A 12173-nucleotide genomic window follows, 5' to 3' on the forward strand; every position below is an offset into this window, starting at 1 on the left:
GGGGGGCACTATTAAACCATTGTAATAACTTTTACTAGGCAGCCCCCCGGGGTTCCCACAAACCTTAAGCCAGTAAACAGTTACGACAGGCAGCATGCCTCAAAAGATCTACGCAAAGGTCGACCTTCAGCCACAAATCCGCAGCTGCCAGCACAAACATGTGTTGGCAAAGCGGAGTAAAAGCACTACATTGTCATTACCATTGGCTGGATCGTCTTAGATCCGGCAGTGGTAGTGGCGGTTAGGTTATGCAGCCTTTCCGTCACGTCTAATCAGGGTAACGCTAAATGTGTGTGAAAATCAATAGCGAAAAATCAAAATAATCTAATAATCCTCAATTTTTATACAAAGATACTGAAATCAAAGGATTTTTTAATCCCTCAGGGTTAAAACCAAATGGCTATTTTGCGTTTTGAGTGGGTAACCGGATGACGCTCAATAGATTGCAAAGATTTTCCAAATGGTAAGATAGAGTATCCTTCCCTTGCTCTAAGCCGCCTCTTTTCTCTTCCACTGATTCAACCGCATTAAAACTTGTGGCGAGAGCCGGTATCGATCCTTCAACTTAACAACTGCTTTTCTATCTCCGCAAGCGACATGCAAAGAAATTTCACAAGGCCCCTTTGCTACATCCTTAAGGGTAGTTGAGACCAACTCAATGACATCAGGAGTTTCCACTTGTAATTGCAAGCTCCCCGATTGACTAGCTAGTTTTTCATCCAAGTTTTGGGCGCTAATACCCGACAATCTTAAACGATCTTCATCCCTACGTGCGCTAGCTTGGATATACACTGCCTGACCAGGCTGTAAAACATCACGGTATTGAGAGAGCTGATCAGAGAAAAATACGATCTCAACATGACCAGTGTCGTCAGAAAGGCTTACAAAAGCATACCGTTGTCCACTATTACTGGTACGCTCGCGCTTACTGACTACAATACCAGCCAGATTAAATGCTGGATTATCCTTGTCTTTAGATTTGTCCCTAGCTTTGCCTTGCCCTATGGATTGCCCCCCCAACCCATCAACATTTTTCGCTTTGGTAATCTTAAATTCCTCAAGCCCCGGATAAGTCTCAATCGGATGCGCGGAGAGATAAAACCCAATCACATCAAATTCTTTTTGCAGTTTCTCCAAGGGACCCCACTCACTCACGGCAGCAAGCTTAACTTGTGGCATGTCTTTGTCAGATAACATCTCAAACAATGTTGCCTGAGAGCTGTTGCGCTCTTGAGTTGCTGTTTGCGCTTGGCAAATCATCAGGTCAATGGACTCAAACAACTGCTTTCGATTGGCGTGGATCGAATCAAAAGCACCGGCATAGATCAAATGTTCTAGATGCCTGCGATTGAGGAAACTGCTGTCCACACGTCCGCAAAAATCCCAGATGTCTTTAAAGGGGCCACCCGCCTCACGTTCGGCAACAATCCCTGCTATCGCCGCCTCACCCACGTTTTTGATCGCCGCCAATGCGTAGCGGATTCCCGCCCGGCCTTCCGATACAGGTTCTACCATAAAGTTTGCGTGAGAGGCATTGATGTCTGGAGGCAACAGTGGGATCCCCATGCGCTCAACTTCCTGGCGCAACACCACTAGTTTATCGATGTTACTGAGCTCAAGCGACATAAGAGCTGCCATGTATTCAATAGGGTAATTTGCCTTCAAATAAGCGGTCTGGTAAGCAATCAAGGCATAAGGGGCCGAGTGAGATTTGTTGAACCCGTAGCCTGCAAACTTGGCAATCGAGTCAAAAATTTGCGAAGCCAGTGCGCGCTCAACGCCATTCTTTTGCGCTCCATCGACAAAACGCTCCCGCTGGGCATCCATTTCGCTCTTGATCTTTTTACCCATGGCTCGGCGCAACAAATCAGCGCCTCCAAGGGTGTAGCCTGCCAGCACCTGAGCAATCTGCATCACTTGTTCTTGGTAGACCATCACCCCAAAGGTCTCTTCCAACAAGAATTGTATTTTGGGATGCATATAAGTCACGGCTTCTTTGCCGTGTTTACAGGCAAGATAGCGGGGAATATCATCCATAGGTCCTGGCCGATAAAGCGCTACCAAAGCAATCAGCTCTTCAAAACGAGTTGGTTTGAGTTGACGCAACACATCAATCATACCTCCACTTTCCAACTGAAACACACCAACGGTTTCACAGCGGTTCAGCAACTCAAAGGTTTTGCCATCATCCAAGGGGATTTTGTCCAACTCAAGTGTCCCCCCGGCCCTCTTCACCAAGGCGATCGTTCGCATCATAGCAGTTAGAGTCCGCAATCCTAAAAAGTCAAATTTGACCAGTCCCGCCTTTTCAACATCTTTCATATTGAATTGCGTTGCTGCCATGGGACTGCGGGAATCATAGTAAAGCGGCACAAGTTCCTGCAAGGGCTGACCGCCAATGACCACTCCAGCTGCATGGGTTGAAGCGTGCCGGTACAATCCTTCCAGTTGTTTTCCCATCTCCACCAAACGCTTCACCTCAGCTTCTTGTTCAACCATTTGTTTGAGCTCAGGCTCAGACTCGATGGCTTCTGCCAGTGTTGTTGGGCTCGCAGGATTGTTGGGAATCAGCTTACAAATGCGATCCACTTGGCCGTATGGCATCTGTAGCACCCGGCCTACATCCCGAATCACAGCGCGGGCTTGTAGTTTTCCAAAGGTGATAATTTGTGCTACCCGGTCTTGGCCGTACTTTTGCGCTACGTACTCTATCACTTCATCACGACGGTCTTGACAAAAGTCGATATCAAAGTCAGGCATAGATACCCGTTCTGGGTTTAAAAATCGCTCGAACAGTAGGTTAAACTTGATAGGATCAATATCGGTGATGGTTAAAGCCCAAGACGCAATAGATCCCGCCCCGGATCCACGCCCGGGGCCTACTGGAATCTCTTGCCGCTTGGCCCACTGAATAAAATCAGCAACAATTAAGAAATAGCCAGCATACCCCATCTTCTCGATCACGCTGAGCTCATGCTCAAGCCGTTCGAAATATTGGCTGGGGATTTCTTGTGTCATCTCCTGTATCATCTCTTGGGTTGCAAGGCGTTTTTCAAGTCCTTTCTTGGCTTGCTCCCGTAGTTCAGCAGATTCTCCCTTTTCAGTTGGATAGGGAGGCAGCTCAGGATCCACCACCTGTTGCATATATCCACAACGCTGGGCAATGAGAGCTGTATTTTCGATAGCTTCCGGCAAATCCTGAAACAGGGTTTCCATTTCTTGGGACGACTTCAACCGGTGCTCACGAGTAACCCGACGACGATTGTCTTCACTAACGTAAGTACCAGCAGAAATACACAGCAAGGCATCGTGCGCCTCATGCATGTCTTCATCCAAGAAAAATGCTTCATTGGTTGCAACCAGCGCCACGGATTTTGTGTCTGCTAAGTCTAGCAAAGATTGTTCAATTTGTGCTTCTTCTGCCAAGCCATGCCGAGTGATTTCAATATAGAGTCGATCGGCAAAAATTGATTTGAGTTTCTCGAGGTGCAACTGAGCCGCAGATACGTTATTTTGTAGCAACAACTGGCCGATCACTCCTTTTGTACCGCCGGTCAGTGCAATTAGACCTTCAGCACGGTCTACAATATCTGTCAAAAAGAGATGAGGGCTCTGCCCGTTTTTGACCTTATCCCACATCAAGGTCAAAAGTGCTGACAAGTTCTTGTATCCTGCCTCACTTTGCACCAGCAGCGTCATTTCATCAAACGTATCTTGGAGAGCAGTGCTATGCCTTTGAAAACGGGGATCGTCTCGTGCCAACCCAAGACTCAGTTGAGCTCCTAAAATGGGCTGCACACCTGCCTTGACCGCTGCTAGAGAAAACTCCATCGCCCCAAACAGGTTATTCGTATCCGTTAAAGCCACAGCTGGCACGTCCTGCGTGCTGCATCTTTCAATCAATGCCGGAATCTTAATTGCCCCTTCGGCCAGCGAATAGCTTGAATGCACCTTTAGGTGGATAAATGGTAACGATTTTGACGACATAGATTTAGTTCCCTTACTGCACTTGCTTCTTGTTATGCGGGTTTTTGTGGCATTTGTAAATGGGGTGAAATGCAACTAATTATTGAAGGCATCTACCCTAAATTTTGGATAAGAAGTGATGAACAGAACCGATTTGATCCGTCTCGGCAATCATACCGAAAGTCAGTTTTGTCCTGTATATTCTCGTGCAGAAAAGAAAACGGGCGGAGGACAGAAAGGGAAACCTCCGCCATCTCTTTGCTTTATGGCAAAAAGTAGGAAGACTCTTTCAAGTTCTGTACATTTTCATTGAATTTTACCTGCATCATGGAACACACTTCATCGTCCCCTTTTTGCAAGGTATATTTAATCAAGGGTATCTCGTAGTTCATAAACCATAAAGCTTTGGCGTATTTTGGTTTATCAACAGCAATAAGCTTGCTGTTAGCTGCACCCATCTTGTGTGCCTCTAAAAGCTTCCTGAAATCAGCTTCTTGAGCATTTAAACCTTTACAGTTTGCCTGAAGCCCAGCGCTTAAGGGTAGGGATGCCAGCATCCCTGTAATAATAAGATATTTTATTTTCATGATTTACCTCCATTTTTATATATTCATTATTATTCTATGGTTTTGTTAACACTCAAGTCAACTTACCTATACTTAATTATAGATAGAATTTTATTAAAATACTGTAGAGTTAAATCTATGATATCGAACAACTATTTTTCCAGCAACCACTGACGGGCTTCTTCAATTTTATCGTGCGGAAAAGTTCTGATTTTGCAGGAGATAAAAACGCCAAAGGCTTTGCTAAACGGACCCACCCATCCCATATCAGAGACAACTGCACAATGGCTAATGTCTTTGAGATGTTGGATGTCAAATTTAATCCCATCCCACAACACCGGTAGCTCAAAACCTGAAAATTTGCGAATGTCTTCGAGAACTTTGATTTTGCCATGGCTGGCAATGAATGCCTCCATCTGAGTGGCAATATGGTCAAAATCTTCTTTTGTGACCTTGCCATCGACGACAAGCTCGACTAGTTTATGTTCTGGATCTTCTTTGTATTGTGTTGCCATATGGTTTGTCCTTTCCTGTAAATCATTATTATAGTCTAATATACCCAAGGTTTTCGGATTTTTTTTGGTAGTTTCTTTAATTACCCCTCCCCGCTGAAATTATCCTAGCTATTTCTTCCTGTCAATAATAAAGTGATTTATAGCATTTTAGACAAATGTTTTAAGCGGATCGACGACATTCCTATTATTGTTCATATAGCAAGGGCGTTATAAATTGACAAAATAGTTGATCAATACGCAGGAACGCATGGAAATCAAACAGGATTATCAAACGGACAAATTGCTATTGGATGAATTGCTTTTATCTTATCCGAGTCAGATCATTGCAAAGAATGAGTTGTTCATGAGGTAGCCCTGACGGTGCCCATCATACCTTGCAATTCGGGAGTTTATGCCGCATAATGCAAGGTATGTTGAGACGATTGATAACAGAAACCCTCAAAGAAGAAATGGAGCTTACCCCTGCTGTAGCACTACTTGGCGCACGTCAGGTAGGCAAAACAACGCTTGCACAGCTGATAGCAGAGCAAAAGCCATCCATTTATCTTGATCTTGAATCACCGGAGGATTTGGCAAAGCTGGCTGACCCCACCAAATTTTTAAGGGAAAATAGTGATAAGCTGATCATCCTTGACGAAATTCAGCGTACACCTGGTTTGTTCATGGTTTTACGGGGTGTGATCGACAAAAACCGTGCTGCAGGTAGGGAAGGTGAACAATTTTTGCTGCTTGGCTCCGCATCTATGGACCTATTGCGCCAATCCTCAGAGAGCCTTGCAGGGCGCATTAGCTATGTGGATATGAGCGGTCTAAATATTTTGGAAACAGATAAAAAAAATACTCAACCACTTTGGCTACGCGGCGGTTTTCCAAACAGCTATTTGGCAAAAAGTGATGACATTGCCATGCGTCGACTTGAAAACCTTATTCGTACTTATTTGGAACGGGATATCCCCCAGATGGGATTTAATGTACCTGCTACAAGGCTGCGGCGCCTTTGGACAATGCTTGCTCATTTGCAGGGAGAAACCGTAAATTACTCAAAGTTGGCAAGCAATCTGGAAGTTGATCGTAAAACCATTAATCATTACATCGACATCCTAATTGATCTTCTTTTGATTCGACGCATTGAACCATGGTATGCGAACGTCAAAAAACGTTTAGTAAAATCACCACGCTACTATGTGCGTGATAGCGGTATCCTACACCGCTTGCTGGGTATTGGAAACTACGATTCGTTGTTATCCAATCCCATCCTTGGCAAAAGTTGGGAGGGATTTGTCGTTGAAAACATTCATTCGGTATTGCCGCGACTTGCTGAAACTTATTTTTATCGAACATCTGCCGGAGCTGAAATTGATCTGGTCATCAAAATGCCTAACGCAGAAACCTGGGCTGTAGAAATCAAACATGGTGTAGCGCCAAAGTTAGGCAAACATTACGGCCAAATATCTAAAGACGTTGGTGCAACACATAAATACGTTGTCTATGGTGGCGATGATGAGTTCCCCGTAGGAGGTGATGTGCGTGTAATTTCCTTGCCAAAAATAATGGAAAAGCTGATTTCTACTCAGCCATTATAAAACTGAAAGGGGAAGTTACCAGGTATTTGGAGAGGATACAATTTTTTTTGAGTGTGGCTGAGTTTAGTTTAGCGAGGCAAAGCCTGTCGCGCGACTTGCAGTCGCACGTTCGGAAAATCAGCTGCCTGTGCTGAACTTGATTCAGTATTCAGGATGACGACCTGCGGGCAGAAAGTGCAGTTATCTCTTATCCAAAACTCAGGTTATAATAAGAAAACCAACAGTTTGATTCAGTTTCAGTATAGCAAACCATGAGCCAACAAAAATCTCAACTGCGCATAGCTCTCCTGCAAAAAAGGCGCGACTACGTGCATTCATTGTCCGAACAACAACGCCAAGAGGCTGGAGAAAAGCTACGCCGAAACACTCTCACCCTGCTTAAAGACAAACCTCCTTCGGTCATTACAGGGTTCTGGCCGCTGTGGGATGAAATCAACTGCAGGACTTTGCTAAACGCGCTATCTCAAAAGCATAAACTTGGCTTGCCTGTCGTCAACATGGATAAAAATGTACTGGAGTTTCACATCTGGACCCCAACTTCAAAGCTCAAGCCAGGTTCCTTAAAGATATCAGTTCCGGCAACTTACAGCCCCCTGCCCTCGCCCGATATCGTGTTAACGCCCGCCATTGCCTTTGATTTTGCAGGGCATCGTTTGGGCTATGGTCGCGGGCACTACGATCGCACCCTGGAAATATTGCGGCAGAAAAAACAAGTTTTAGCTCTGGGATTGGGGTATGATGTGCAGATGATCGATAGTCTACCCCATCAAGAATTTGATCAGACTGTAGATATCATCATAACAGAGAAACGAATCATTCAAAGGAACACGTAGAGTGAGACTAATTTTTTGCGGCGACGTCGTTGGACGCTCTGGTCGTGAGGTTATTGTTGAGAAGTTACCGAGCTTGCGAGAAAAGCTAAAAGCAGACCTGGTCATCGTCAATGGTGAAAATGCCGCTGGTGGTTTTGGGATAACTCCAACGATCTGTAAAGAATTTTATGAGGCTGGCGTCGATATCATCACCACCGGCAACCACATCTGGGACCAAAAACAAATCTTGCCCTACCTGCCGACAGACCCCAATTGTCTGCGCCCGATCAATTACTCAAACCAAAGTCTACCTGGACGGGGAGTGTGTGAATTTACCTTAAAAGATGGACGTGTGTTTGTGGTTATTCATGCCATGTGCCGTTTGTTTATGAAGGATGCTGTAGATTGTCCGTTTTTTGCCGTGGAAGGAATCTTGAAAAAATATAGCCTTTCCCGACCAAGCATTGCTGGCATTATGATTGACATCCACGGTGAGACTAATAGTGAAAAAATGGCGCTCGCCCACATGGTAGATGGGCAGGTCTCATTTGTGGTGGGAACACACACTCATATCCCAACAGCAGATGCACAGATTTTTAGCAAAGGCACTGCTTATCAATCGGATGCGGGAATGTGCGGCGACTATAACTCCGTTATTGGCATGAAACCCGAAGTTCCTATTGGCCGGTTCTTAGGGAAACCTGGTCTACCACGCATGAAGCCGGCAATGGGTGAGGCAACACTTGCTGGGGTGTTTATAGAAATTAACGATCGCACGGGTTTAGCGATGCAAATTGAACCTATCCGTGTAGGAGGAATCCTTAAGCAGACCATGCCTGAGGTCTAACGGCCAGCAAACATCAACTGAGTTTCAGCTGTCTTACCAACCAAACTAAGCTGCAGGTCTTCCGAACTCGCATTATCTACATTCATAGACACATCTATCGAGTTTGCAAGGCGCCAGGTAAAGAAGGGTTGAACATTTCGAGGGTTAAGTTTAAGGGTCTCACCCAATCCATTTGCCAAAATTTGGCTGTATTCGTCTTTCCAACACACCCGTTGCGCCCGCATCATAATTTGTATCTTGGTTTCAGGTCCCTGGGGTCCAGCGCACTCAATCACTATTTGCCCACCATAAGGCAACGCCTCCATCCCCATCATCATAATATTGACAATCACTTTACCCCAAACTTTCGCTAGTGGATCGCCAGCTAAAGAATTTGGGTCCACCTGCCAGTGCATTGAAAACCTCTTACGATCAATACAGCGGTTCATCAACGGCTCTAGATCCGAGAGGGTATGGACATGAAAGGTTGCTCCCACACCAAAGGCAAAACGAAACAAGGAAAGCCTTTGCGCTGAAGTTTGCGCGCTCTGTGCGACCAGATCCATCATCTCATTCATCGAACCCGCGCTGGGTTCAGCCAGGAGCTCCAAACCATTGCCGATCGCTCCAACCGGTGTAATTAAGTCATGGCAGAGCTTTGAGCACATCATCTGCGCCATTTCAAGATCGGTTATGCTCGCTTGCGTCACAAATCTTCCTTTCGCTATTGTAAAATCTGTTAGCATGCATTTTGCACTGAATTTAACAAAAATTAAACCTTTTTTATGCCGTATGGGTTGTTCTTGCACTAAGATTTTTGTACAACTCTTTTTATACCAGTGCTGAATCAAGATGTTGAATTTTATGGCAACGAAAAGCGCGCAGTTTACTCGAGGTAAATGAGCACTTTAGAGTGCACCAGAAAATCGACAGTTTGATTCAGCTTCAGTAAATAAGTGATTGAGTTTCCAACAGGACCCTAAATCTATGCAAAATACATTCCTTAAACGTCTTATCCTCACCAGCGCTTGTCTCACTGTGGCTTTGACCATTTCACTGCATGAATATTGTAGACATCCAAGCGGGCAACCAGATCTACGAGAAGAGGGCATTCAAGAAGTTGATCTGGAGGCCGAACCTGATGCCACATCACCTGATATACCAGAGCCCATCACACAAACTGTGCAATTGACCGTGGGTCGAGGTGATACTTTTGCCAAACTGCTCAAACGTGAGGGATTTTCTGGATCACAAATCCACCACATGATGACAGGCGTGAAAAAACATTATAATCCCAGAAGCCTGCACCCCAAGCATGTCATTGAATTGACGCGCCACACAAAAGACGGCCACTTTTTAACCCTGGCAATTCGCCCCAGACTTGACCAAGAAATTATGATCACACCAGATGACAATGGTGGCTACAAAACTGAAAATCGTGTGATTGAGCTGACGCGGACCCTGCACCTAGCTGAAGGGGCAATTGATGGCAGCCTTTACCAAGCTCTAATTTCTCAAGGGGTGCCTGCCTCCATGGTGCATCATATGATTATGGCCTACAGCTACGATGTAGATTTCCAGAGAAGCCTGCACCTTGGCGATAGCTATGGCTTGTTCTACACCACGTACCAAGATCCTCACACCGGACAAAAGCGACCCGGAGAAATTCTGTTTGCCTACTTAGTCGTAGGCGGTAAAACCATGCCTATTTACCGCTTTAAATCGAATTCAGGAGCATACAGATTCTACAATCCTAAAGGCGAAAGTGTCCGGAAAGGCCTGCTGAGGACTCCTGTTGATGGAGCACGCATTTCAGGAAGCTTTGGCTTTCGCAAGCGCCACCCTGTTCTGGGTTATGGCAAAATGCACAAAGGGATAGATTTTGCAGCCCCCAGAGGTACTCCTATAGTGGCAGCTGGTTCGGGGATCGTTGAAAGAGCGAGCCGCTGGGGCAGTTATGGCAACTATATCCGGATCCGCCACAATGGTGAATACTCCACTGCTTATGCACATTTGAGCCGCTATGCAAAGGGAATACGCCGCGGGCAACGTGTGCGCCAAGGGCAAATCATTGGTTATATAGGAGCCACAGGGCGGGCAACGGGTCCCCACTTACACTACGAAGTCCTGCGTTATAAAAAGCAAATTAACCCGGTAAAGCTCAAGCTGATCCCGACGACAAAGTTGCAAGGTATAGAGCTAGAGCGTTTTCAATTGGCCAAGCTTGACCTTGACCGGCAGTGCAATAGTTTGAAAGAGACGATGCAAGACGCTCAGGTGCAGCTGGCGATGAAGAGTGATGTAGGCGCGGAGAAAAAGGTCGTGGTTCGATAGAACATAATCTGGGCGAGCGCATCACCCCCACAGATCCGCGGGGGGGTGAAGATGAAGGTGATTATGCAAGTAAAACCAAAACCAATTAAGCAGGGACTAAACGGTCGTAGTGGTTAACCCCATTGTGTAGAATCTCAATTACGGGCAAATTTGGATCAAAATTTTCAGGAAATTGATGCAAGAGCTCAAGCCGGTTACCATTGGCGTGATAAAGCGCAAACTGTAGTTCATAAACGTAAGCAATCGAATCCATAATGCTGGTGGAATCTCCCGCACCAAATGATCTCAAAAAAGTCAGCATATGATAGGGCTGACTAACATAGTGTTCAATGTAGGATAGAAAAACTGCTTCACGAGATGCAATATCAAGCAATATAGCTTTGGCAGCTTCGATTTGCTTAAGTAGGTCTTCAAGGGTTTTCCTCTGTTCATCATTTAGCAAACCAGAGGCTAAAAGCTCTTGCGGAGATAAAGACCCAGCACCAACTGCATTTTGTAATCTGGCTGAGAACCTGTTGCTACGCTCCGACACCCTGTAATAACGGGCTAATGCTTGATCAAAACCTGCAAATGCCATTTCAGCTCGCATGATTCCATTGACGATGTCTGGTGCTGCTAGGCGCCGCACGAACTCATTTCCAGAGTTCTTAAGAAGCTCGTCGCACACCACGCCTCTGGGAGAGTCATCTGTACCATAGAGGTCTGAAACAAGAGCAAACAAACCACAGGCGAAATCCGTTGCAGGCATTACATCTAGCTTACGCTCTTCAGCATCTGGCCCAACATATGTGGCCACTGCACCCAAATCCAAATCCAAATCCAAGTCAAAAGATAGATCTAGAAGATTAATATCCCTATTCACAAAAACATTAGTGCATACAGCATAAGCTTTTAAAATTTCTACATTTACTCCAACGCCAACGTTAAAAGTTAGATCTCCATGCACTACTACATGCCCCAAGCGTGTGACATCTGACCTGTGGATAACGGTTAGATTAACCGGTGATGTTTCGCTACCAGATATTATCTCACCAAGATTATTGATATCACTGTAACTCATGTGCACACCTGCCAAAATAGTCGTGCTCGCGCCTTTAATAGCAGAATAAGTCCCACCAACAGTGTATTTACCAGCTTGAAAAGTTAACTGACTGTTGTTGATAAAATTCCCTGTTAATTTGATCCCTCCTATCAGCTCAATCCCACAATCCCAAGCACCAAGCGACAGATTTTTAATCTGCGACACTATATTTCTTACAAACAGACGATGTATTGGTAACTAGCAGGGAAATCCTTTTCTACAAAGGCTTTTCGAGCTATCTTTCACTATCAGAAACTATTCGAAACTATCGCAAACTATGCGAAATTCTCCATCATTTGCTGATAATTTGCTGACAATTTTTCCAAGATATGGTATGAAAGAGAATATGAAAAAGTGCCGTGGAAACTAAATGCCAAAAATTACAAAACGCTATGTAGAAAGTTTAATCCCTCACACCAAAAAAACTCTTAAATTCTGGGATTCTGAGATCAAAGGGTTTGGGGTGGTGGTTTTACCGAGTGGTAGAAAA

Annotated in this window: 9 protein-coding genes; 4 read left to right on the forward strand and 5 right to left on the reverse strand. The window is 45.1% G+C overall.

Going from position 1 to position 12173, the window contains the following annotated elements:
• Nucleotides 1–489: 489 nt before the first annotated feature.
• From dnaE to ABFQ95_04985, 3 genes are all read right to left on the reverse strand, one after another.
• Nucleotides 490–3987: a DNA polymerase III subunit alpha gene (gene dnaE, locus ABFQ95_04975; protein MEN8236876.1), complete on the reverse strand. Its 3498-nt coding sequence runs from the start codon at nt 3985–3987 to the stop codon at nt 490–492.
• Between the two features lie 242 nt (nt 3988–4229).
• Nucleotides 4230–4553 (reverse strand): hypothetical protein, encoded by a 324-nt coding sequence (locus ABFQ95_04980; GenBank protein MEN8236877.1) that lies wholly within the window; start codon nt 4551–4553, stop codon nt 4230–4232.
• Between the two features lie 131 nt (nt 4554–4684).
• Nucleotides 4685–5047 (reverse strand): STAS/SEC14 domain-containing protein, encoded by a 363-nt coding sequence (locus ABFQ95_04985; protein ID MEN8236878.1) that lies wholly within the window; start codon nt 5045–5047, stop codon nt 4685–4687.
• A gap of 401 nt (nt 5048–5448) precedes the next feature.
• Here ABFQ95_04985 and ABFQ95_04990 point away from each other — a divergent pair, with 401 nt between their 5' ends.
• From ABFQ95_04990 to ABFQ95_05000, 3 genes are all read left to right on the forward strand, one after another.
• Nucleotides 5449–6630, forward strand: a complete 1182-nt coding sequence (locus tag ABFQ95_04990) for an ATP-binding protein (GenBank protein ID MEN8236879.1) — start codon at nt 5449–5451, stop codon at nt 6628–6630.
• A gap of 251 nt (nt 6631–6881) precedes the next feature.
• Nucleotides 6882–7463 (forward strand): 5-formyltetrahydrofolate cyclo-ligase, encoded by a 582-nt coding sequence (locus ABFQ95_04995; protein MEN8236880.1) that lies wholly within the window; start codon nt 6882–6884, stop codon nt 7461–7463.
• Nucleotide 7464: 1 nt separating this feature from the next.
• The gene (locus ABFQ95_05000; protein ID MEN8236881.1) at nt 7465–8289 is read left to right on the forward strand and encodes a TIGR00282 family metallophosphoesterase; all 825 of its coding nucleotides are present in this window, start codon (nt 7465–7467) and stop codon (nt 8287–8289) included.
• On the opposite strand, the gene ABFQ95_05005 is transcribed toward ABFQ95_05000, so the two are convergent.
• Nucleotides 8286–8978 (reverse strand): histidine phosphotransferase family protein, encoded by a 693-nt coding sequence (locus tag ABFQ95_05005; GenBank protein ID MEN8236882.1) that lies wholly within the window; start codon nt 8976–8978, stop codon nt 8286–8288. The genes ABFQ95_05000 and ABFQ95_05005 overlap by 4 nt on opposite strands.
• Before the next feature lie 277 nt (nt 8979–9255).
• On the opposite strand from ABFQ95_05005, the gene ABFQ95_05010 reads away from it, so the two are divergent.
• A complete protein-coding gene (locus ABFQ95_05010; protein MEN8236883.1) occupies nt 9256–10602 on the forward strand; it encodes a peptidoglycan DD-metalloendopeptidase family protein in 1347 nt (448 codons plus the stop codon).
• Nucleotides 10603–10687: 85 nt separating this feature from the next.
• Here ABFQ95_05010 and ABFQ95_05015 read toward each other — a convergent pair whose 3' ends face one another.
• Nucleotides 10688–11848, reverse strand: a complete 1161-nt coding sequence (locus ABFQ95_05015) for a hypothetical protein (GenBank protein MEN8236884.1) — start codon at nt 11846–11848, stop codon at nt 10688–10690.
• Nucleotides 11849–12173 lie beyond the last annotated feature (325 nt).

The organism is Pseudomonadota bacterium, assembly GCA_039714795.1.
GTDB lineage: Bacteria > Pseudomonadota > Alphaproteobacteria > JAGOMX01 > JAGOMX01 > JBDLIP01.